Origin of the sequence: Kribbella sp. NPDC023855 (genome assembly GCF_040639475.1) — a bacterium.
Lineage (GTDB): Bacteria > Actinomycetota > Actinomycetes > Propionibacteriales > Kribbellaceae > Kribbella.
In genome coordinates this window covers 92,982-116,170 of sequence record NZ_JBFAAA010000001.1, presented here as the reverse complement: position 1 = coordinate 116,170, position 23,189 = coordinate 92,982, and the positions used below count along the sequence as shown (strand labels likewise).

The 23,189-nt window shown below is 69.4% G+C and carries 15 protein-coding genes; 9 read left to right on the top strand and 6 right to left on the bottom strand.

What is annotated here, in order from left to right; all coding sequences use genetic code 11:
- Positions 1-46 precede the first annotated feature (46 nt).
- On the top strand, positions 47-2,038 hold the full coding sequence (gene pknB / locus AB0F51_RS00495; RefSeq protein ID WP_360271802.1) for a Stk1 family PASTA domain-containing Ser/Thr kinase: 1,992 nt from the start codon (positions 47-49) through the stop codon (positions 2,036-2,038).
- A gap of 509 nt (positions 2,039-2,547) precedes the next feature.
- On the opposite strand, the gene AB0F51_RS00490 is transcribed toward pknB, so the two are convergent.
- Positions 2,548-3,585, bottom strand: a complete 1,038-nt coding sequence (locus AB0F51_RS00490; protein ID WP_360271799.1) for an alpha/beta hydrolase — start codon at positions 3,583-3,585, stop codon at positions 2,548-2,550.
- A 54-nt stretch (positions 3,586-3,639) separates the two neighbouring features.
- Positions 3,640-4,095 carry a hypothetical protein gene (locus tag AB0F51_RS00485; RefSeq protein ID WP_360271797.1) on the bottom strand — a complete coding sequence of 152 codons (456 nt, stop codon included), beginning with the start codon at positions 4,093-4,095 and terminating at the stop codon, positions 3,640-3,642.
- Positions 4,096-4,281: 186 nt separating this feature from the next.
- Between AB0F51_RS00485 and AB0F51_RS00480 the strand changes: the two genes are divergently transcribed.
- The 3 genes from AB0F51_RS00480 to AB0F51_RS00470 all read left to right on the top strand — a co-directional run bounded on the left by AB0F51_RS00480 (position 4,282) and on the right by AB0F51_RS00470 (position 10,539).
- A complete protein-coding gene (locus AB0F51_RS00480; RefSeq protein ID WP_360271795.1) occupies positions 4,282-4,932 on the top strand; it encodes a VOC family protein in 651 nt (216 codons plus the stop codon).
- Between the two features lie 9 nt (positions 4,933-4,941).
- Complete coding sequence (locus AB0F51_RS00475) at positions 4,942-7,728, top strand: BREX system ATP-binding domain-containing protein (RefSeq protein WP_360271792.1); 2,787 nt, start codon at positions 4,942-4,944, stop codon at positions 7,726-7,728.
- 96 nt (positions 7,729-7,824) lie between these two features.
- Complete coding sequence (locus tag AB0F51_RS00470) at positions 7,825-10,539, top strand: AAA family ATPase (RefSeq protein ID WP_360271789.1); 2,715 nt, start codon at positions 7,825-7,827, stop codon at positions 10,537-10,539.
- 53 nt (positions 10,540-10,592) lie between these two features.
- Here AB0F51_RS00470 and AB0F51_RS00465 read toward each other — a convergent pair whose 3' ends face one another.
- Positions 10,593-12,188 carry a tannase/feruloyl esterase family alpha/beta hydrolase gene (locus tag AB0F51_RS00465; protein WP_360271786.1) on the bottom strand — a complete coding sequence of 532 codons (1,596 nt, stop codon included), beginning with the start codon at positions 12,186-12,188 and terminating at the stop codon, positions 10,593-10,595.
- 133 nt (positions 12,189-12,321) lie between these two features.
- Here AB0F51_RS00465 and AB0F51_RS00460 point away from each other — a divergent pair, with 133 nt between their 5' ends.
- Both AB0F51_RS00460 and AB0F51_RS00455 read left to right on the top strand, forming a co-directional pair.
- On the top strand, positions 12,322-13,203 hold the full coding sequence (locus AB0F51_RS00460) for a DMT family transporter (RefSeq protein WP_360271784.1): 882 nt from the start codon (positions 12,322-12,324) through the stop codon (positions 13,201-13,203).
- Positions 13,204-13,216: 13 nt separating this feature from the next.
- Positions 13,217-14,473, top strand: a complete 1,257-nt coding sequence (locus tag AB0F51_RS00455) for a glucoamylase (protein WP_360271781.1) — start codon at positions 13,217-13,219, stop codon at positions 14,471-14,473.
- A gap of 37 nt (positions 14,474-14,510) precedes the next feature.
- On the opposite strand, the gene AB0F51_RS00450 is transcribed toward AB0F51_RS00455, so the two are convergent.
- Positions 14,511-15,584, bottom strand: a complete 1,074-nt coding sequence (locus AB0F51_RS00450; protein ID WP_360271779.1) for a glycoside hydrolase family 172 protein — start codon at positions 15,582-15,584, stop codon at positions 14,511-14,513.
- A gap of 65 nt (positions 15,585-15,649) precedes the next feature.
- On the bottom strand, positions 15,650-16,177 hold the full coding sequence (locus AB0F51_RS00445; protein WP_360271776.1) for a hypothetical protein: 528 nt from the start codon (positions 16,175-16,177) through the stop codon (positions 15,650-15,652).
- A gap of 192 nt (positions 16,178-16,369) precedes the next feature.
- On the opposite strand from AB0F51_RS00445, the gene AB0F51_RS00440 reads away from it, so the two are divergent.
- The 3 genes from AB0F51_RS00440 to AB0F51_RS00430 all read left to right on the top strand — a co-directional run bounded on the left by AB0F51_RS00440 (position 16,370) and on the right by AB0F51_RS00430 (position 22,194).
- Complete coding sequence (locus AB0F51_RS00440) at positions 16,370-17,017, top strand: polyprenyl synthetase family protein (protein WP_360271774.1); 648 nt, start codon at positions 16,370-16,372, stop codon at positions 17,015-17,017.
- Between the two features lie 2 nt (positions 17,018-17,019).
- Positions 17,020-18,969 carry an NAD(P)/FAD-dependent oxidoreductase gene (locus AB0F51_RS00435; RefSeq protein WP_360271771.1) on the top strand — a complete coding sequence of 650 codons (1,950 nt, stop codon included), beginning with the start codon at positions 17,020-17,022 and terminating at the stop codon, positions 18,967-18,969.
- Between the two features lie 108 nt (positions 18,970-19,077).
- Entirely contained in the window at positions 19,078-22,194 is a 3,117-nt protein-coding gene (locus AB0F51_RS00430) for a DPP IV N-terminal domain-containing protein (protein ID WP_360271768.1), read from the top strand.
- Here AB0F51_RS00430 and AB0F51_RS00425 read toward each other — a convergent pair.
- Positions 22,109-23,134 carry a YafY family protein gene (locus AB0F51_RS00425; RefSeq protein ID WP_360271765.1) on the bottom strand — a complete coding sequence of 342 codons (1,026 nt, stop codon included), beginning with the start codon at positions 23,132-23,134 and terminating at the stop codon, positions 22,109-22,111. The genes AB0F51_RS00430 and AB0F51_RS00425 overlap by 86 nt on opposite strands.
- Positions 23,135-23,189 lie beyond the last annotated feature (55 nt).

Here is a 23,189-nt window from a genome sequence, read left to right as displayed (position 1 = left end):
ATTTACACTCTCAGAGCAGACAGCTTCGAGAGGCGGCTCACCGCACGTGACGGATGACGTGAACACCCAGGTCGGCGACCGCCTTGCCGGGCGAGTGCTCGACGGCCGGTACCGGGTGGGTTCGCGCGTCGCCAAAGGTGGCATGGCGACCGTCTACGAGGCGCTGGACATGCGGCTCGACCGGATCGTCGCGCTCAAGGTGATGCATCTGGGTCTGGGCGACGACGCCGAGTTCGGGCGCCGGTTCGTCGCCGAGGCCCGGGCCGCCGCCAAGCTCTCCCACCCGAACGTCGTCGCCGTCTTCGACCAGGGCGACGACAACGGCACGCTGTTCCTGGCGATGGAGTACGTGCCGGGCCGCACGCTGCGTGACGTCATCCGCCAGCAGTCGCCGCTGTCCCCGGCCCGCGCGCTGGACCTGCTCGCGCCCGTCCTGTCAGCGCTGTCGGCAGCCCATGACGCGGGCATCGTGCACCGCGACATCAAGCCCGAGAACGTGCTCATCTCCAACGATGGCGTCATCAAGGTCGCTGACTTCGGCCTTGCCAGGGCGGTGACAACGACCGGCAACACGGCTACGCAGGGTCTGCTGATGGGCACCGTGTCGTACCTTGCCCCCGAACTCGTCACCGACGGCAGCGCTGACGCCCGCTCGGACGTCTACTCCGCCGGCATCCTGCTGTACGAACTCCTGACCGGCAGCAAACCCCACACCGGCGACAGCCCCATCCAGGTCGCCTACGCCCACGTCCACGCCGATGTGCCCCCGCCCTCAGAACTGGTCAACGGCATCCCGCCGTACGTCGATGCTTTGGTGCAGCGGGCCACTGCGCGGGATCGCGACCTCCGGCCGGCCGACGCGCGAGTGTTCAGCCGACAGGTCCACCGGGTGCGTAGCGCGATCGAGGAAGGCCTGCCGGACGACCCGGAGCTGACTGGCGACCTGACCGTGCCGCTCCAGCAGATGCGCCAGGACAACGAGTACGACGACGGCTACTCGCGTGGGCACGGGTACGTCGAACAGCAGCCGCGCAACGACACCATCGTCGTACCGTTCGAACCGCCCTCCGTACTGCGGCCTGCCGCTGCCACCAGGACTGCTGCAGCCAGGCAGGGGCCGCCTCCGTCGAGGCCGGCGCCTCAGCAGCAGCGCGGGCGTGGACGCGGGTTGATTGCACTGCTCACCATCCTGGCGCTGGCGATCGGTGTCGGCTCGGCGGCGTGGTTCTACGGCGTACACCGCTATACCTCGACGCCACTGCTGGTGAACATGCCGGTACCCGAGGCGAACACCGCGGCCGCGCAAGCCGGGCTGACGACAACGCTGGCGAACCAGGACTTCTCGGAAACCGTGGCGAAGGGCTCGGTCATCAAAACCGATCCCGAGCCGGGCGCCCGGATCCGCAAGGAAGGCGAGATCGCCCTCACAGTGTCGAAAGGCCCCGAGCGGTACCGCGTACCGCAACTCACCGGGCTCGACGAAGACGCGGCCAAGCGCGCACTGGAGTCCATCAAGCTGGTGGTCGGTGAGATCCGCCAGGCCTACAGCGAAACCGTGCCGGCCGGCCGGGTCATCGTGTTCTCACCGAAGTTCGACACGGTGATGAAGCCCGGCGACGCGGTCAACCTGGCGATCAGCAAGGGCCGCAAGCCCATCGCCGTACCGGACCTGACCGGAAAGTCGATCCGCGAAGCCACCCGGACCCTGAGGAAGGCGGGCTTCACGATCGGCCGCACCGACCAGTTCGACGAGAAGGTCCCCGAGGGCCGGGTGATCAGCCAGACCCCCAACAGCGGCACCCTCTTCGCCAAGGACAAGGTCCAGCTGGTCGTCTCCAAGGGCCCGGCGCTGCGCGACGTACCGAACGTCCGCAGCAAGAAGCTCGCCGAAGCCGAGAAGATCCTGACCGACGCCGGTTTCAAGGTCAAAGTCGAAAAAGCCCCCTTCAACCTCGGCCTCAACCTGGTAGCCGGCCAAAACCCCGCCGCCGGCACCAAAGCCAAACCCGGCACCACCATCACCGTCACAGTCCTCTGAACCCACGCAACCTCGCCGCTCGCTCCTCCGTCGCTCCCCACTCGGCAGCTCCCACCCACCCGGTGGCGCGCTCCTACGTCGCGCCGAGAGTAGGCACCCGCATGGGAGGGCCCAGCTCGTCGCGGTGTCGCCCAGGCTGGGCGGCACTCCAACTCTTGCCACAACCGGCCCGGGCCGCGGCTCTTTCGTCGCAGCTCGGACGCGACCCGAACCGGATCGGCCGCCGGCGCGCCTTGCCGGACGGAGAGCCCGCGACAGCACGCCATCGGCGACAGAAGCCAACGCCGCAAGCAGTCAGCGGAGCTGAAGGCGCAGTGCCAGCAATCTCCTCGTCCCGAGTTGCCCACGTCTTCTGTGGCGCGGCTTGGTGTGCCGAGCGACAGGAGGTGCTCCGCGGGGTCAACGGCTCACACGCTCAGGCGACTGGCCGGTGAGCCCAAATCGAGGACCACCTCCTGTTGCTAGGCACACATTCCCCGTCGTACAAGCCGGTGTCTGCCGTGGCGGGGTCAGAGGTTGTCGGCTTCTATGACGGCGGCGGCGAAGTCTGCGGGAGCCTCCTGGGGGAGGTTGTGGCCTACGTCGAGGGTGTGGTGTTGGTATTTGCCGGTGAACATGTTGCGGTAGGTCGAGCCGTTGCCTGGCGCGGTGAAGGGGTCGCGGGACGGGTCGAGGGTGACGGTGGGGACGGTGATGAGGGGCTTGGTCTGGAGGATGTTCTCGTAGTGGTCGTAGCGCCTCTCACCGGGAACCAGGCCCAGGCGCCAGCGGTAGTTGCCGATCACGATGGCCGGGTAGTCGGGGTTCTCGAACGCGGCTGCGGTTCGTTCGAAGGTGGTGTCGTCGAAGTTCCAGGTGGGTGAGACGACGTCCCAGACCAGCCGGGCCAGGTCGTGCCGGTCCTGCTGGATGTTCATGGCGCGTTCGCCGCGCTCGGTGGCGAAGTAGTACTGGTACCACCACGCGTACTCGGACTTCGGCGGCAGCGGAGTCTTCTGCGCCTCGAGGTTGGTGATGAGGTATCCGCTCACCGACACCAGTGCCTTCACCCGGTGCGGCCAGAGGGCGGCGATGCAGTCGGCCGTGCGCGAGCCCCAGTCGAAGCCGGCCAGGACGGCCTTCTTGATGCGCAGGGCGTCCATCAGGGCGATGATGTCGAGGGCGAACGCCGACTGCTGCGCGTTGCGGGCGGTACCGGCGGACAGGAAGCGGGTCGTGCCGTAACCACGCAGGTAGGGCACGATCACCCGGTAGCCCTCCGCAGCAAGCAACGGGGCGACATCGACATAGCTGTGGATGTCGTACGGCCAGCCGTGCAGGCAGATGACCACCGGACCGTGGGCGGGGCCGAGTTCGGCATAACCGACGTTGAGCAGGCCGGCCTTGACCTGCTTGAGACCGGCAAAGGATTTGCTGGGAGTGACCTCCCCCGTCGAGCCGCTGTGGACCGCGGCAGCAGCGGGACCCGCGAGCCCGGTCATGGAAACCGCGGCGGCACCGAGGCCCAGGCCGATGGTCTTGCCGAAGGTGCGTCGGTCGATCGTCATGAGAAACCTTTCGTGAAATTTGAAGCTGAGTTCGTACTGCGGATGCCGGACCGGTCACGCCGGGCACAGCTGGTGGCGCTCCTCGATGGCCTTGATCGTGTTCTTCAACGCCTTCTTCAGCACGCCCTGGCCGACGGTTCCCAGCAGCAGCCCGGTCAAGCGGCCCTTGAGGTTCTTGCCTTCGCGGACGACGACGACGTCCAGCTGCGTCGTCCCGTCGGGCAGCGGGGTGAAGGTGTAGGTGTGGCCCGATCGGCCGCCCCAGAGGTTGGAGTCGACGGTCGTCATCACCACGCTGCCCCGGTCGGACCAGTCGTAGTGCAGTCGTTCCCAGACCCCGCCCGAGCCCTCGGTGACGTCGGCCGAGTCGGCGCCCTTCGCGTGCACCTTCAGGTAGTCGTCGGAGCTGTTGCCGAACAACTGCTGGCGGCCCGGACCGAAGTCGGTCAGCCCGGCCAAGAACTGTTCCGGCGTCGCGCTCGTCTTCTCGGAGAAGTGGATGGTTGTCATGGCTGCTCCTGTGTTCCTCGGATCGGTGTAGCTCCGAGATTGCCGGGCAGGACGGCCCTGTCGAACCCGTGCCGAACCCTGGTCGCCCACGGGCAGACCCCCGGGCCCGACCCGTGAACCCGGGGGCCCGGGCCCGGGCCAGGGTTCGTCCCTGGGGCGACGGGCGGCTGCTGGCGGGAGGGTGGTGTGGCGGGCGCCGAGCGGCGTACCGCAGTGACGAAGGAGCTGACGATGGTGGACTTCAAGATCGAGATCGTGGTCGTCCCGGTCTCCGACGTGGACCGGGCCAAGGCCTTCTACACGGGGATCGGCTTCCGCGAGGACGTCGACTTCGCCGGCCCGGGCGGTTTCCGGATCGTCCATCTCACCCCGCCCGGATCGGCCGCGTCGATCATCATCGGCAGCGGCGTGACCGATGCGGCGCCGGGGTCCGAGCGGGGCGTGCACCTGGTCGTGGACGATGTCGTCTCCGCCAGCGCCGAACTGCGGGCACGGGGTGTCGAGGTCAGCGAGGTGTTCCACGACGCCGGTGGGGTCTTCCACCACGCCGGTACGACCGATCGGGTGCCCGGCCCGCACCCGGCCCGGCAGTCCTACGGCTCGTTCGCGTCGTTCACCGATCCGGACGGGAACACGCTCGTCCTGCAGGAGGTCACCACGCGTAGGCCCGGACGGGTCAGCCACGTGGTCTACCGTTCGGCGGAGGAACTCGAGCAGGCGCTGCGGGAAGCGGCGGTTGCCCATGGCAAGCACGAGGCGGAGCTGGGCCACGAGGACCGGGACTGGCCGTCGTGGTACGCGGACCACATGGCCAGGGCCGCCGGACTCGGCGGCTGAGATCCGCTGGTGGATTCGGAGCAGCAGGAGGCAGTGGACGTGGTGAGTGTGCCACCCCCACCGCAACTGCGCGGGCGTAGCCGGGAACAGGAAGTCCTCGACCGGTTGCTGCGCGACGTGCAGGAAGGGCACAGCCGGGTGCTGGTCCTGCGTGGGGAGCTGGGCGTCGGCAAGACGGCTCTGCTGACGTATCTGGCGAGCCGGGCACCGGCGGGCCGCGTCGTACGGACCGCCGGGGTCGAGATCGAGTCGGAGATGCCGTACTCCGCACTCCAGCAGCTGTGCGCACCGCTGCTGGGGCACCTCGACCAATTGCCGGGCGCGCAGCGCGCCGCACTGGCCACCGCGTTCGGGCTCAGCGCCGGCGAGCCACCCGGGCGGTTGGTGGTCGGTCTGGCCGTGCTGGGACTGCTCGCCGAGGCTTCCGCCGACGAGCCCCTGGTTTGTCTCGTGGACGACGTGGAGTGGCTGGACGAGCTGTCCGCCGCCGTCCTCGCGTTCGTGGCCCGGCGGCTGGACGCCGAGTCCGTGGCACTGCTGTTCGCCGTGTCCACCTCCACCGCCGGGCCCGCGCAGGCCAATGACGAACTCCTGTCCGGCCTGCCCGAGCTGCGCGTGGAAGGGCTGGCCGACGAGGACGCCCGGGCACTGCTGGACTCCGTGCTGACAGGGCCGGTGGACCCCGACGTCCGGGACCGGATCATCGCCGAGACGGGCGGCAACCCGCTGGCCCTGTTGGAGCTGCCACGCGGTCTGTCCTCGGCGGAACTGGTCTTCGGCTTCGCGGGCGCAGGCAACGCGGAACCGGCCAACCGGCTCGAAGAAGACTTCCGGCAGCGGATCGCTGCGCTGCCGGACGACAGCCGCCGGCTGCTGCTGACGGCAGCCGTGGAACCCGTCGGCGACGGAGGGCTACTGCAGCGTGCGCTGGAACGGCTCGGGATCGGTCCGGAGGCGGCCTCGTCGGCGGGGATCGAGGGTCTGGTGGAGATCGGTGCGCACGTGCGCTTCCGGCATCCGCTGGTTCGCACCGCGGCCTGGCGTTCCGCCGACGCCGCCGCCGTACGGGAGGTGCACCGGGCTCTCGCCGAGGCTATCGACCCGGGCCGGGAACCCGACCGCCACGCCTGGCACCGCGCGCAGGCAGTGGTCGCGACCGACGAGAAGACGGCCGAAGAGCTGACCTTCGCAGCCGACCGCGTACTGGCCAAGGGCGGTCATGCCGCGGTTGCCTCCCTCCTGGAGCTGGCTGCGGAGCTGAGCACGGACAGCTCCGCGCGTGCCGCACGCCTGCTGTCAGCCGCCGAGGCATACCTCACCGCCGGCGTGCCGGCGCGCATTCCCCAGCTACTGGACCTCGCCGGGATCTCTCCCCTCGACCAGATTCAGCAGGCTCACGCAGAACGGCTGCGCGCCCAAGCGGCGTTCGCGCTCACGCACAGCCGCGCGGCGGCACCGCGCCTGCTCGCCGCCGCACAACGGCTGGCAGAAGCGGACCCTGCCGCGGCACGCGAGACATACCTCGCGGCGGTCGGAGTGGCCTTACATGGCGGCCGCCTCACGAGTGAGGAGCTACACGCCGCCGCCGCAGGCGCTCGTGCACTCCCGCCTGCCTCTGATGCATCGGGACTGCTGCTGACCGGGCTCTCGACGTGGGTTCTCGACGGGCACACCGCAGCAGTCCCGGTACTACGCCGTGCGCTGCGGGCGGTGAGTCAGGACGACGACCTCCGCCTGCTCTGGCTCGCCGTACCGGCGGCTCACGTGGTCTGGGACGACGAGTCCTGGTACCAACTCAGCGAGCGGGCGATCATGCAGGCTCGGAGTACCGGGGCGCTGTCGCTGCTGCCCGCGGCATTGTCGTTCCATGCCGGTGCGCTGATCCTGGCCGGTCGGCTGGCGGATGCGGCCGGCCTGTGCGACGAGATCGACGTACTGGCCCGGGTGACCGGACTCGCACCGGATACGACCGCCGCGCTCATTCTGGCCGCCGCCCGGGGCCGGGAAGCCGAGGCGAGAGAGCTGATCGGCCTTGCCGTCGGGGACGCGGACACCTACGGCGAAGGGAGGTTGCACGGCGTGGCAGACGTCGCCACTGCGCTGTTGTCCAACGGCCTCGGGGACTACCGCGCTGCGATGCACGCAGCGCGACGGGCGGCCGATCGCGACGACCTGGCCGTCGGGAACTGGGCGCTGGCCGAGGCGGTCGAGGCCGCCACCCGGGCAGGAGAGGCAGCCATCGCAGCTGAGGCCCGGGACCGGCTGTCCGAGCGGACCGGGCCAGTGGGCTCGGACTGGGCCCTGGGCGTGCAGGCGGTCGCCGATGCGCTCGCCGGACCGCCCGCAGAGGCCGAGGAGCGCTACCGCGAGGCAATCGAGCGACTGTCGATCACCCGGCTTGGTCTGCTCGTCGCGCGGGCGCGTCTGCTGTACGGCGAGTGGCTTCGACGAGCGGGACGTCGGGCTGATGGCCGGGTCGAACTGCGGGCTGCACACGAGGCGTTCACGGCGATGGGAGCGGAGGCGTTCGCCGAGCGGGCCGGCCGTGAGCTGAAAGCCACCGGTGAAACGATCCGCAGCCGGACGGCCGATGCGCACGAGGAGCTGACCCCACAGGAGTCGCAGGTCGCCCGCTTAGCGGTGGCGGGACACACGAACGCGGAGATCGGAGCTGCCCTTTTCCTCAGCCCACGAACTGTCGAGTGGCACCTGCGGAAGGTGTTCACCAAGCTCGGGATCGCGTCGCGCCGGGAACTGGCGACCGTACTTCGTGCTCCGGACGGGCCTCGCCGCTGACCCCAACGGCCCGTCCGCCAGATCGTTGACGCGTCAGGCTATGAGAAGCTTCCTTCGCCTCAGATCAGGTTTCGGCACAGGCGAGGGGGAGGCGACGTGCTGCTCGGGCGACGCGCGGAATGCGCAAGACTGGACGGGTTGCTCGGGGCGATGCGCACCGGTGGCAGCAACGTTCTCGTAGTACTGGGTGAGGCGGGCGTCGGCAAGACCACGCTGCTCGACTACGCCCGCCAGGCCGCCGGCGACGTGCAGGTACTGCGGGTCTCCGGGGTCGAGTCCGAAATGGAACTCCCGTACGCGGCACTGCACCAACTGTGCCTGCCGCTGCTCGACGGGATCGATCGCTTACCGGCACCCCAGGCCGAGGCGCTCGCCACCACGTTCGGCTTTCGGGTCGGCGAGGCACCCGGCCCGTTCCTCCTCGGACTCGGCCTGCTCAACCTGCTCGCCGAGTCGACGCGTGAGCGTCCGCTGCTGTGCGTGGTGGACGACGCACACTGGCTCGACGACGCGTCAACTCAGGTCGTGGCTTTCGTGGCACGCCGGCTACGGGCCGAGTCGGTCCTGCTGCTGGTGGGCAGCCGTCGGCCGATTGCCGGCCTGCGTGGGCTGCCTGAGCTGACGGTCCAGGGCCTCGCCGAGGAGGCTGCGCAGCAGTTGCTGAGTTCCGTTGTGCGCTGGCCGCTCGACGACGGCGTCCGAGCCGCGATCCTCGCCGAGGCCCGGGGTAATCCGCTGGCGCTGCTGGAACTGCCGCTCGCCTCCCCCGACCGCCTCGCCGGCGGCTTCGGTCTGCTCGAAGCCTCCGGGTTGTCCGGCTGGATCGAGGAGAGTTACCGGCGCCGGATCGCGGAGTTGCCTGCCGATTCCCGGGACCTGCTCCTGCTCGCGGCCGCCGACTCGGCCGGAGATCCGGTCCTGATGTGGCGCGCCGCCGCGGCGCTCGGCCTGAACCCCGAGGCGGGCAGCGCTGCGGGGGCAGCGGAGTTGCTGACGATCGGCGTTCGGGTGGCGTTCCGTCATCCGCTGATCCGCTCCGCCGTATATCGCGCGGCCACGCCGGACGACCGGCGCCGGGTCCACCGGGCGTTGGCCGAGGCGACGTCGCAGGAAGTCGACCCGGACCGTCGCGCCTGGCATCTCGCCCACGCGACCGAGCACCGGAACGAGGTCGTCGCCGCCGAGCTGGAGGCGTCGGCGGACCGCGCCCAGGCCCGCGGCGGCCTGGCCGCCGCAGCCGCGTTCCTGGAGCGCGCGGCCACCCTGACCGAGGACCCGGTACTGCGCGCCGAGCGCGAACTGGCCGCCGCCAGATCCAAGTACCACGCCGGCGCACCCGAAGGCGCCCGGACCCTGCTCGACAAGGTGCAGTCCGGTCCGAGCGACGAACTGCGGGCGGCCCATGTCGGGCAGCTGCGCGGACACCTCGCCTTCGCCACTGGACACTCCACCGACGCGCCGGTCCTGTTGCTGGAGACAGCACAGCGATTCGAGCGGCTGGACGCCGTACTGTCGAGGGAGACCTATCTGGACGCCATCACCTACGCGCTGCTGGCCGGCAGGTTCGCCGACCGGGCCACCGCAGCCGAGGTCGCCGCCGCTGCGTTGACGGCGCCCCCGCCGGGCCGGACACCCCGTGCGCAGGACCTGCTCCTGGATGCCTTCGCTGTGCTCTACACCAAGGGTCATGCCGAGGGCACCCCGCTGGTACAGCGCGCGCTGGAGGCCTTCCGCCGCGACGAGCTCCCGACCGCGGAGGCGATGCGCTGGCTCGCCATCGCCTCGCACGGAGGCTATGAGATCTGGGACGACGCGGCGTGGCAGGAGCTCGCGGAGCTGAACCTCCGCCACACCCGGGCGGCAGGTGCACTGGTGATGCTTCCGGTGGCGCTGACCCAGCGGATCAGCGCGCACCTGCATGCAGGTCAGTTCACGGTCGCGGACGAGCTGCTGGAGGAGGCGGAAGCGGTCGCCGAAGCGACCGGAATAGCGCGTCCCGCCTACGACTCGGCGACAGTGGCCGCGTGGCGCGGCCGGGAGAGCGAGGCGGTCGGCCTGCTCGAGGCCGCCGGGCAGACAGTGGCCGAGCGGAAAGAGGGCATCGGCTTCACGCTGGTCAACTACACGACTGCCGTGCTGTACAACGGCCTCGGCCGTTTCGACGAGGCGAGGAAGGCTGCCGCTCTGGCGACAGCCAACCCTACGGAGACTGCTTTCGCTGCCTGGGCGCTGAGCGAGCTCGTAGAGGCGGCGGTTCGTTGTGGTGACCGTCCGCAGGCCGTTCAGGCCGTCGAGCGACTGGCCCGGACCACCACACCCAGCGGGACGGACTGGGGTCTGGGGACGGAGGCACGTTCGCGTGCTCTGGTCAGTGCGGGAAGCGAAGCCGACGAGCTCTACCGCGAGGCGATCGACCGGCTCGGGCGCAGCAGCGGCGCCGTGGCCCTGGCCCGGGCACACCTGCTCTACGGCGAATGGCTGCGCCAAGAGGGCCGCAGTGACGCGGCGCTCCGGCAGCTGAGCACAGCGCACGAGATGTTCGTCGCCATCGGAGCCGAGGCGTTCACCGATCGGGCCGGTCGCGAGCTGGCCGCCTGCGGAGTCTCCGTACCGCAGCGTGCCGCGCCGAGAGTGGTCGACCTGACAGAGCAGGAACGCCAGATCGCGCGACGGGCCCGCGACGGACGGTCGAATGCCGAGATCGGCGCCGAGCTCTTCCTCAGCGCCCGCACCATCGAGTGGCACCTGCGGAAGGTGTTCAACAAGCTCGGGATCAGCTCGCGGCGGGAACTGCGCACCGCCCTCCCCTAGACCGTCGAGCGGCCCCGGGGCATCCCCCGGGGCCGCGGTTTTTTGGACAGAGGTCACTTGGCGCAGCGGTAGCTGCTGGCCTGCTTCGGATCACCGTGGCCGACGTACCGCGCAACATCCGGGTACGGGCAGGCATTTCGGGTCGCGATGGCCTCACCCGTGGAGCTGGTGGTCGCCGTGGCGAGGGTCGCCGGACGCTCGCCCTTCTCCACCCAGTTCACGAGAGTGCCCAGTGGGTCGACCGCCTGCAGGCCGGTACCGCCGCCGCAGTGCTGCACACCCGGTAGCAGGAACAGCCGGTAGAAGTCGTTGACGCGGGCGTTGCCGCCCATGACGGCATTGACCCGGTTGCGGTAGGCGACCGTGCTCTTGGTGGGCACGAGCTGGTCGGCCTGGCCATGCCAGCTAAGCAGCTTGCCGCCGGCGTTGCGGAACGCGGACAGGTCAGCGTCGTTGGTGCCGATGCCCTGGTTGTACTGCCGCACAGACTGCGTGAACAGCTGGTAGAAGCTCGCGTAGGTCAGCTTCGTGGTGTCGAAGGAGGGATCCTTGGCCACGAAGTACTTCGCCCAGCTGTCCGCCACGGTGAACGGCGTGCCCACGGTGGCGAGGTACGCGAAGTCGGCACCGACGTTCGGGCCGTACCAGAGCTGTCGGCCGCTCGGCGAGGTCGGTCCGGCCCAGATCTTGCGGACGGCCTCGGCGACCGCCGCGGAGATGGTCAGCTCCTGCCCTTCGCACTGCACCTTGGTGCCGACCAGGCTGCGCGGATCCCAGTGACAGTTCCGGGGTGTGTCGATGATGCCGTCGGCAACCCCGTCAAGCGTGTCGCAGGCCTTGACCGCAGCGGTGTTGAACGCGGCCAGCTCACAGCCGCTCGGCGCGACGTGCTCCTCGTTGAACACCGCCTGCGACCACAGCGTGCCAATGGCGAACCGGGACCAGTCGACCGCCGGCGCGGCGGCGAGGATGCCGTCGTAGTCCTTCGGGTAAGCCTGCGCTTCCTTGTAGCCCTGCCGGCCGCCGGTCGAGCAGCCGTTCCAGTAGGCGTAGCCGACGGAGCGGCCGTAGAAGGCACGCGCCACGTTCTTGGCGACTACAGTCATGTCGTGCGCGGAGCGCGAGGCGAAGTTGGTCAGCAGCCCCGTGTTGACGGTGCCGTCAGGCTTGAGCCCCCAGCTGGCGTCCAGGAGGTTCTGGCTGACTCCGGCATCGGTGGTGGTGGTGACGTAGCCGTTCTTCACGCCCACCGCCAGGCCGGACCCGTTCAGGTCGCCGGCCTGGTAGGCGCTGCCGCCGAGTGCCTGCAGCCGGCCGGTCCACTGCTCCGGGTTGCTCGGCAGCATCACCTTGACCGTGACGCGGTCACCGGCGCCCGGATGGGACAGCACGACGGTGACGTCACAGGACGCGGGAACGCCGGTCACCGTCTGGTCGGGGAAGGTTTTCGTTCCGCCAGGATCGGCGACCGCATGGACGCTTTCCACCGTCGCACCCGACGGCACGGCGAAGGGCAAGGCCGAGCACGGCTGCGCGGTGGTGGCAGTCCGACTGAGGGCGGCGGAACTGGAAGTCGCGGTCGCGGGGATCAGAACCGCCGCCGAAAGCGCCAGCACCCCCGCCGAGGTCAGGATCAGTGGTCGTCTCATGCCCCGTACTCTCCCGGCGGACCCCCTGCCCGCGAGCCAGGGACAACCACTGGCCACCCCCCGGGGACCGCCGCCCAGGGTCCACTGGCTGGGTGATTGCCGATGAGTGTCAGGGGTCTGAGAGGGTTTGGTCGTGAATCGATCGCGGATCGCTGTGCTGGCCTTGCTTGCGGTGGCGGCGGCTTGGGGCTCGACGTTCTTCCTGACCAAGGATCTGCTCGACCGGATGGACGTCGCCGACTACCTCGCGTTGCGGTTCGCGATCGCGGCGGTGGCGCTGATCCTGATCCATCCGCCGGCCATCGCCAAGCTCAGCCGGCTCGACCGCGGCCGGGGTGTGGCCCTCGGCATCGTTTACGGCGTCGCGCAGCTGGTGCAGACCGAAGGTCTGCGGCACACGTCGGCCAGTGTGTCCGGGTTCGTCACCGGCATGTACGTCGTGTTCACCCCGTTGCTCGCGGCCGTGATCCTGCGGCACCGGATCGGGCGGTGGGCGTGGGTGGCGGTGGTGCTGGCGACGATCGGTCTCGCGGTTCTTTCGTTGCGCGGGTTCAGCCTGGGGACGGGCGAGCTGCTGACGCTCGCCTCGGCCGGGCTCTACGCGTTGCACATCATCGGGCTCGGCGCGTGGTCGACGTCCTCGAACGCCTTCGGCCTGTCGGCGCTGCAGATGGTGACGATCACCGCGGTCTGCGCGGTCGGAGCCATCCCCGGCGGGTTCTCCCTCCCGGGCGGTGCGGGAGACTGGGTCCGGGTGGTCTACATGGCGTTGATCGCGGGGGCGTTCGCGCTGATCGTGCAGACCTGGTCGCAGGCGTACCTGACGCCGACCCGGGCGGCGATCGCGATGACGATGGAGCCGGTGTTCGCGTCAGCGTTCGCCGTACTGTTCGGATCGGACAGCGTGACGCTGCGGATGCTGCTCGGCGGGGCGCTGGTGATGTCGGCGATGTACCTGGTCGAGCTGGCGCCGCGGCGCAAGATCGAGGCCGAGGTCCAGCATCTCGGGCAGTAGGAGGGAAGGGCGGATGCGGGACAACAGCGCGCGGCGGGTGCGGTACTTCCCGTACGCCGTGATCGCGCTCCTGCTCGCCATCCTGGCCGTCGGCACCGCGGTGAATCTCGATCGCAACCCCCAACCACAACTGGTTGCCGAGGGCATCACAGGGCGATCAGGACCCGTCGTGGTCGGGACGCCGATCGACTCGGCCGACCTGTCCAGGCCGGAGCTGATCCGCGCCGCACTGGCCGATCTCGACGCGCTCACCCTGCCGGACGGCGCGACACTGGCCGGCTGGGACGGGCCGTGGCGGTACGTCTGGCCACGCGACGCGTCGTTCGTGGCGGCTGCCCGTTGCTCGGTCGGCCAGTACGCCGAAGCCGACAAGGTGCTCGGATTCCTCGCCAAGATCCGGCCGTCGTCAGGTCGCTGGGGAGCCCGGTACTCCGCTCCGGAGGGCACCGAGCCCCGAGACGGCCGCGAACCCCAACTCGACGGCTCGGGCTGGGTGCTCTGGGCAACATGGTTCTGCGCTGCAACCCGTGCCAAAGCAGGAGCCGACGTGGGCCGGGCTCTGGCGGACTTCTGGCCGATGATCCGGGAGTCGGGTGACCAGATCGTCGCCGAGTTGGGTGCCGACGACCTGCCCGCAGCCTCGCCCGACTACTGGGAGCGACCGGAACGAGAGGTGACTCTCGGCACGATCGCACCGTTGATCACCGGTCTACGGTCCGGGCTAGCGATCGCGAAGATGCTGGATCGCAGTACCGAGGTCACCGCCTGGCAGGAGGCAGCCGACAGGTTGTCCAAGGCAACTGATCGGACCTTCGGGCCCGACTACCCGCGGACGCCGGCGGAGGCGGTCAGTTTTGTTGAGCCAGGCATCGAACCGGTGGGGCTGGAAGGTGGCGCGGACGCGATCGTGACGATCCTGGGACCGCCGTTCGCCCCCGCCCGCGAGGTCGTCACCAAGGCGATCGAGCGGACCCACAAAGCGCTTACCCAGCCCAACGGTGGGGTGACGCCCGGCGAGCAATGGCGGACCGACGGGGTCGCTTGGACGCCGCAGACCGCGCTGTTCGCGCTCAGCGCCGCCGCGCGGGGCGACCGTAGTACGGCGGAAGAGCTGCTCGCCTGGCTCGACGCGCACCGCACCGCCACCGGATCGCTGCCGGAGAAGGTCAACCGCGACGTCAAGCCGGCCGGCGAGGCACCGCTGGCCTGGACCACAGCCCTCGTGGTCCTCACCGCCTCCGCCCTGGACCACCCACTGCCCATTCCCTGACCACGCTCGGCACGGCCGCCGCCCTTGCCGTCCAGCGCTAGCAGATCTCCATCACGTCATGCGTCGGGGCCTCCGGCCGCGTAGTGCTGGTTGCAGTGGAGTAGAAGAACGCGGTCGAGGCGATGTCGTCCTGCAGCGGCAGGTAGCGGCCTCCCGAGCGCCAGCCCAGGGCCTGGACGTCGACCCGCAGCTTGGTGCGGAAGCGGATCGGGTCAGGCAGGTGGAACCGGTACATCCCGAACCGCTGCTGGCTCTGGTACTGCCCGTCCGGGCGGATCACCTGCGGCAGCCCGAGGTACGGCGTACTGAACTCCGTGTAGCCGCCGCGGTCCTCGCCCAGGTCGAAGTTCCAGGCGCCACCGAAGTAGTCCTCGGTCCCCGTGCCGCAGATGGTCGGGAACTCGTCGTCGTCATCGACGTAGAACTTGACCTCACCCTCACCCCACCAGCCGCTGCTGTTCACACCCCAGGCCAGATAGGTCCCCACGTAGTGCCCCGGCCCCTCCACACCGTCGAGCAGGGTGTGGACAGTTTTCGATGGCAGCGGATTGCTCCGCCGCCACTGCGCGTGCAGGTACGCCGATCCGTCCGCGATCGCACCCAGCCAGTAGTCGATCTGGAAGTAGACGACGACCGCCTCGTCGTGCGTGTTCTCCAGCGTCAACCGAGCCTGCGAGTTGAACGGCATCTCCCAGTAGCAGTTGAAGCCGCCGTTGGGGTTGACCGAGACCGGCAACGCGTTGACCTGTGCGAACCGCCCCCAGCCGGAGCAGAAGAAGTCCCCCACCGGCGCCTCGATGGCCGGCGCCTCGTCGCCGTCCCAGTGACCGCGCAGGACGAGTCTGCGCCAGTTGTCGCTGTGCGTGGTGAGCCAGATGTGGGTGATGCAACCGGGGCCGGCGATGTCGGCGAGCGTCACGGTCTCCCCCGCGGCGATCTCGATCGACGGCGAGACCTTCCAGCCGACCCCGAGATCGCGGGCGGCCCGCGCCCCCGTTCCCTCCGTACGCCGACCGCCCTGGCCGGGCTCGCCGGTCGGGTTCTCCGCGCTGATGGAGCGGGTCTGGACGTCGACGACCGCGCTGATTCCGGACAGGCTGGGAAGAGTCATGAGCCAGAGCCTAGGGTCCCGAACCGCCCCAGAGGAGGTCTGGAAATCGATTTCTCACACTGTGGTCAACAAGGCCGGATCTTGGCGTCCAGGCCGTGTTCGAAGGTCAGGCAGGCCCGGGGGCGGCCCTCGGTCTTGTTGGGGCGGATGATCAGCGGGTAGGTGTCGGCGCCGCGGATCTCGGGGTTGCGTTCGGTGGGTAGGGAGCCAACTGCTCCACCGCGTGCCTCGGTGGCGGTCTTCACTTGCGCGACCGAGACCGCGCTGGCGACCTCTTTGTCAGCCGCGGCCTTGGCGTCGTCGGCGACCGCCAGGGCGAACTTGATCTCCGGTGGCTGCGACCAGGTGGTCGAGGTGATCGGGAAGACCAGCCCGAACATCAGGACTCCGGCCAGACCGACGATCGCTCGCAGTTTCCGTCGCTCGTCGCTCCACAGCACGGCTGCGCAGCACAGGGCCAGGAACAGCGTGATGCCCCGGAGGACCCAGTGCCGGTCGAGCCGGCTGTCCACCGCGAGGGCCGCCGCCAGCGCGATCACCACACAGACCACAGCGGCAGTGACGGCACGAACCGGCGGCGACACAGATTTCATGGCGCCGACGATAGAGGTCAGCCAGGGCGAGCAGCGCACCCGGACCCCGCATCCGAGGCATTACGGACGGCTACCGGCGCCATCGGTCCATCTGTTCGAGGATCTTCGAATTGTCTGGGCAGCCGAAACCAGGCCACCTAGAGTGCAAACGGTCTCCGCTACCGTGGGGCCGACCGACCGAAGGCCACTGACTTGCTGACCAAAGAAACCGCGCACTTTCACAGCCAGGTCTCCGCCCGGATGCTGGAGTTGTCCGCCGGCCTGCCCTCGCCCTCCCAGCAGGTGGTCGGAGGGCTCGTCCCGTCCGCGGGCCAGCGCCTGCGCCGTACGCTCGTCGAAGCCTGTGCCGGCCACACTCCGGGCGCCCCGCTGCCGCCTGTCGTCACGCACTTCGCCGTCCGCGCCGCATCGATTGTCGAGTTGCTCCACCTGGCGTCCTTGCTGCAGCAGGAGGCCACGACCGAGGTTGAGCTGCTGACCCGCGTGGCCGTCTTCGGCCTAGCTGCCAAAGAGGCCGCCGAGCTCGGCCAGACAGTCAATGAGACCGTTGCGGCCACAGCGGCCGATCTTGCGCGCGGGGAGAAGACCGGGCCGCTGTTTCGGCTGGCCTGCGTTCTCGGCGGACAGGTGGCGGGCCGCAGCGTGACGGACCTCGAGGTACTGGCCCGGTTCGGGATGGAGCTGGGTGCGGCCGTCCAGCTTCTCGACGATGCCTTGAAACTCAAGCTGGCCGACACGCGTTTCCAGCGCGCACTCGCTCAGCTGGACGAACTCAGCGATGAGCAGGCGCGGGAGCGGATCGTCGTCGTCGCCCGGACGGAATGGGTCAAGCTGCAGTGACAGTGCCCACTCCCGACGTGCTGGTGATTGGTGGCGGACCCGCAGGAGCCGTTACCGCCACCCGGCTGGCCGGGATGGGCGTTTCGGTGCTGCTGGTCGACTCGGCCGCCGGATTCAGACCGCCGTACGACGTCGTGCTCAGTGAGTCGACGATCAGCGGGCTGTCGGTCGAGCTGCCGACCCGGCCGGTGAACTCGTTGCGGCTCAGGTTCGGCAGCCGCGATTCGCGGGTGGTGCCCGTCCCCGAGCTCTACCTGTGTGATCAGGCGATCTTCCGCGAGCGGCTTCTGCAGGGTGCAGCCGATGCCGGCGTCACCGTGGTCAACGGCACGGCGACGCTGGACGCTGGATCCCGCCTGGTGGTCAAGGAGTCCGACGGTACGACGTACGCGCCGGAGGCCGCTCATGTCGTTCTCGCGACGGGCGGCTCTGCACCCTTGACCCCGGTCCAGCAGGCAAGCGGCTTCACGTATTCACGTCTCGTCTACGGTTCTGAACGCAGCCCTGAAACAACGTTGTACCTCTCCACCCCGCCAACGACAGCCGGCAGTACGACGACCTCCGCCTGGCTGCTCCAAGGACCTGACGACACCTGCACCCTGACCATCACCACCTCGAACCGGGACAGGTCCGGCGAGCAACTCTTCGCCGACACCGTGGCCGAGCTGGCCACCGTCGAGCCGTACTTCGCAGGCATCAGGGCCACTTGCCCGGGCATCGGGACGTTCACCAATATCGGCTTCACCCCGGACGCCTGCCTGGACCAGGGCCGGATCCTGGTGGGTGGCGCCGCCGGGTTGACGAATCCCTTCACCGGAGAGGGAATCGGCCGCGCCGTCCAGAGCGGTGCGATCGCCGCGAGCTGCATTGCCCAGGCACTCGACGACCCGGCGGCCGCGGCTTCGCAGTACCGGGAGGAGGTGAGTCGAGCCTTCTTCGGGTACTTCGAAACGGCGGAGCATTCCGTCCGTCGTCACCAAGCGGCTTGGCGGACCATTGCCGCGACGATGACCGACGACAGCCCGTTCTTCACCAAGGCCCGGCGCGCGATGATCCTGCCCGAGGGACCGCGGGACGCCGGAAGCAGTCAGGGGATCGTCCTGAACGCGGCGGATTCCCTGCTGGTCAAGACGTTCACCGCCAGCTGCGACTCACTCGAGATCGCCGCCGTCCAGACGGAGTGGCTGCTCCTCGCCCGGCTCTTGGCCGCCAACGAAGGTCCGTTGGCGCATCGGCTCCGCCCTGCCGTCCCCTTCCTGGCCGCCGTGGTCGCGGGCGGATCGCCGCCGCCGGAGGCCGCTGCTCCGGTGGCGGCCGGGATCGAGCTCGCGACGCTCGCCGTACTGGCCTTGGTCGGGTCGCCCTCGCCCGAGGCGCCGGACAGCCCGCAAGGCGGTATCGACTGGGCACGCGCGACGACCGTCCTGGCCAGTGACTTCCTACTCAGCGTCGCGACAGACCTCATCGCCGGCGTCGGTGACCCCTCAATGTCGCGGGCTTTCGCAGACTGGGTTGGCGAACTCACCGCCCTGCGGACCGGCCGGCTGCAGCCCGACGGACTCCTCCGTACGCCGGCGGCCGAGCTCTTCGGTGCGCTCTTCGAGTTCCCCTGCCGAGCCGGCGCTGAACTGGCCGGTCTCCCCTTGAACCAGTCCACGCAACTCCGCGACCATGGCTACCACAGCGGCAAGGCATTCCTGTACGCCGAAGACCTGCGGGCCCTGCATGCACGCCCGACCCGCCTCGACACGACTCACGAGAACCTCCTGCGCAGCCGCGTCTCGTCACTCCCCGACTTGCTGCCGGGCGCTACCGACTTCGATCCCGGCCAAGCCGACGCGGTACTCCGGAAGGCCTTGGCGAACGAACTGTCCCGGACCACCGTGACCGGTCTCGCGGCCCGCTCCACCAGGATCCTGAACGCCTTCGCCCGAGCACTCGCCGAGCCCTGATCCGGCCGGCCTCAGCGCGGCGCGGACACGCCGGTGAGGAGTGTCCCGGCGGGTGGGGCCTGGCAGATTCGATCCTGTCCTTGACCGCCCCGAGGAATGGATGCTGGTGTGAACAACGATGACCCAGGTACTTGGAGTGTCTCGCGTCGCCGGGCTCTGCAGCTGAGCGGAGGCGTGGCCGCGGTCGGTGCCCTTCCGATCACGCCGGCCGCCGCCGCGGCCCGTAGTACGGGTGGGCAGGCGGTGTTGACCGAAGGCACCAACTTCATGGTTTCGGTGTCGCCGGACGGGCAGTGGCTCGCGTTCGATCTGGTCACGGCCATCTGGGTGACGCCGGCCGGTGGCGGGCGTTCGCGGCGGCTGACCGACGACCTGCAGGATGCGACCCGGCCGCGCTGGTCCCCCGACGGTTCGACCATCTACTTCCAGTCCTATCGGGACGGCAACTTCCATCTCTGGTCGATCCGGCCCGACGGTTCGGGGTTACGCCAGCTGACGACGGGGCGCTTCGACCACCGCGAGCCTGCGGTGTCGCCGGACGGGAAGTCGATCGTCTTCTCGTCGGACCGCGGTGGCACCGGCAGCTACGGGATCCATCGGCTCACTTTGAGCAACGGCACCATCGTCGCGCTGACCGACGACACCAGCGAAGAGGCCGAGCCGGTCTACTCCCCCGACGGCCGCAAGATCGCCTTCACGGTCGACGCGACGTCGATCGTCCAGCTGGACCTGACCACCGGCCAGCGCCGTACGGCGGTGCCTGCTCGGACCGGGAGCACCGTCTACGGACCGGCGTACTCCCCTGGCGGTCAGCTTGCGCACGTCCGGCTGACCGGACCGGTGAGCGAACTCGTCGTCGGCGATCAGGCGGTGACGACCGGCAAGGATGTCTTCGCGGTACCGCCGTCCTGGGATCGTGGCGGTGACATCTTCTACACCGCGGACGGCCTGGTCCGAAGGCTGCGGATCGGTGGAGCGGACACCGCCGTCGCGTTCACGGCCGTGGTCCCGGTGACGTCGCGCCGGCCGCGACCCAAGTCGCCGGACATCGAGTCGGCGCGGCGCCGGCCGGTGCTGGGGATCGCCGGGCCGGCAGTCTCCCCCGACGGGCGCTGGCTGGCCTTCCGGGCGCTGAACGCGCTCTGGCTGGCGCCGACCAGTGGCCGTGGGCAACCACGCAAGATTGTTGCCGACGGCTACTTCAACTCGGATCCCGACTTCTCGCCGGACGGCAAGAAGTTGCTCTATGCAAGCGATCGGGACGGCACCGCCGATCTCTGGTTGCACGATCTGGCGACCGGTGCCGACAGCAAGCTCTCTTCGTTGCCCGGGGCACAGACTGCGCCAAGGTTCTCCCCCGATGGCCGGCAGATCGCCTACCAGGACCAGGACGGCATCGCGTGGGTGCTCGACATCGGCTCGGGTGAGGTCCGCCAACTCACCCCGACGCTGTTCCAGCCGGGCCGGGTGAGTTGGTCCGCCGACGGCCGCACGATCGTGCTCGCCGCGGTCAAACCGTTCTCCAAGCGCTTCCGCGAAGGCACCAGCCAGCTCCTGTACGTCGACGTGGCAACCACTGCCCTCGAGTACGTCGAACCGATGCCGTTCCGCTCCCTGGCCACCAGAGGCGACGACGGCCCGGTCTTCTCGCCCGACGGCAAATGGCTCGCCTTCGTCGTCGAGAGCCTCCTGTACGTCGTACCGGTGGATGGCCGGGGTCGCTTCACCGGTCAGCCACGGGCGGTCACGTCGGAGGTGACCGACTCCCCCGTCTGGCAGGACAGTCGGACGCTGCTCTACCTGCACAACGGCCAGGTCCGGCGTACCGACGTGCGGGGCTCGCGGCCTCAGACGGTCAAGGTCGATCTGCACTGGCAACGCGCAACGGTGAACCAGCGCGTCACGATCCATGCCGGCGCGCTGTGGGACGGGCGGGCCGAGGAGTTGCGTCGCGACGTCGACATCGTCGTGGACGGGTCGAAGATCGCCGCGGTTCGTCCGCATCAGGGCAAGGCGGACGTCGATGCGACTGGGCTGACGGTGATGCCTGGGCTGATCGATGCCCACAACCACTGGCATCTTCGCGGCCGGGCCTGGGGTGCGCGGCAGGGCTATCTGTGGCTGTCCTACGGGATCACCACCACCCGCTCGCCCGGCGATCCCGTCTACCAGATGCAGGAGACGCGGGAGGCGCTCTCTGAGGGGTCACTGACCGGTCCCCGGTACTTCGCCACCGGTGAGGCGATCGACGGGTCGCGGGTCTTCTACAACTTCATGCGTCCGACGCTGTCGGTACGCCAGCTCGGTCTGGAGTTGGACCGGGTCGAGGGGCTGGCGTACGACCTGGTGAAGACGTACGTGCGGTTGCCGGTCGAGTACCAGCGACGGGCTATCGCGGCGGTCCACCGGCTCGGGCTGCAACTGTCGTCGCACTACCTCTACCCGGCCGAGCACCTCGGCATGGACGGGATGGAACACACCGGCGCCACCAACCGGCTCGGGTACTCGCACACGGTCAGCCGGCTCGGGCGCGCGTACGCCGACGTGATCACGCTGTTCACCAAGGCCGGGCTCTCGGTCACGCCCACGCTCTTCAACTCGACGATGGCGCATGTCGACGATCCGTCACTCCTCACCGACCGGCGGACAACGACACTGTTCCCGGCCTGGGAGTACGCCGCGCTCCAAGCGGAGGTCAACACCGCGGCAGGACCGGCCGGTGTCACCACGCGGGCTTTGCTGGCGGGCAACGTCGACATGGTGTTGCGCATCCATCGGGGTGGCGGCCTGGTGATCGCGGGTACGGATGCGCCGCTGGACAACATCGCGATCTCGCTCCATGCGAATCTGCGGTCGATGGTCGCGGGCGGCTTCACGCCGTACGAGGCGTTGACGACCGCTACCCGCAATCCGGCCAAGTGGCTGGCGCTGGAGGACAAGCTGGGCGTCGTACGGGCCGGGGCGCAGGCGGATCTCGCGTTCGTGAAGGGTGATCCGCTGGCGGACATCCGGCACGCGGCCGCGGTCGAGCAGGTGATGCTGGCCGGAAAGCTGCACACCGTGGACTCGTTGCTCGCGCCCTACACCGCGCAGCAGGTCGCTCCGGCATTGGTTGCCTCAGGCAACACGCCGCGGCCGCTCAGCCGGGAGCAGGCGCACGCCCACGACCCGCAGTACTGGTGGCACGAGCCCGAGTGGCTGCACCGGCTTTGCTGCGAGGGGTAGCGGCTGCCGCGAGGAGGCGGTTGCCCAGGGCGTTGAGGGCCTCGCGGAGTTCGGGCGGGGTCACGACGGTGAAGGGCTGTTCGAGGGAGGCAAGGCGGTAGGCGTACCACTCGGGCTCATCGGTACTGCCGGTGAGCCGGGTGTGCGTCTCATCGATCGGCTCGAGCCGTCCGAGGTTGCGGGCCAGGACGACCTCGGCGACAGGTGCGTCGATCACCACCTCGACAGGGAACTTCCAGCCCTGGGCGAAGTGGTCCTGGATGGCGGTGACCGGATCGAGGTTGTCCGGCGGGGTGAAGGTGTCGGGCAGCGTCTCGGTCGTGGTCACGCGGTCGACTCGTAGTACGCGCTGGGCGTCCTTCGTGTGCGACCAGCAGAGCAGGTACCAGAGGCCGTGGCGCACCGAGACGGCCCACGGGTCGACGTCCATGGTGATGGTGTCGCGGTCTCCCCTGCGATAGCCGATCCGCAGCCGGCGGCCCGCAGTACAGGCTTGGACCAGGGCTGCGGTCGTCTCCGGGTCGGGGTAGGTGCCCTCGGCGGCCTGCCGTGGCGTGACCAGGCGACGGATCGACTCGGCCGGCTCGGCGACCGGCTTTGGCAGCACCCGGATGATCTTGCTGAGCGCGCTGCCGGCCGGGTCCGTCGGGTCGGAGGCGCGGGGATGGCCTTCGAGAGCGGCCATCATCAACCCGAGCGCCTCGGCGGTCGAGAACATCAAGGGGGGCAGCCGGAAACCACGACCGAGCCGATATCCGCCGTACCGGCCCGGAGTGGACTCGACCGGGATACCGGCCTCACGCAGGATCCCGACGTACCGCCGGGCGGCCCGGTCGCTGACGCCCAGCCTGTCCCCGAGCCGCTCACCGCTGATGCCCGGACAGTCCTGAATCAACTCCAAGGCCAGCAGCGCCTTCGCCGTCGGGCTCACTTCGTCCACGAACACAGTAGAACCCACATCCCGGAAGTCGACCGTCCGCAATGGAGATTACCGT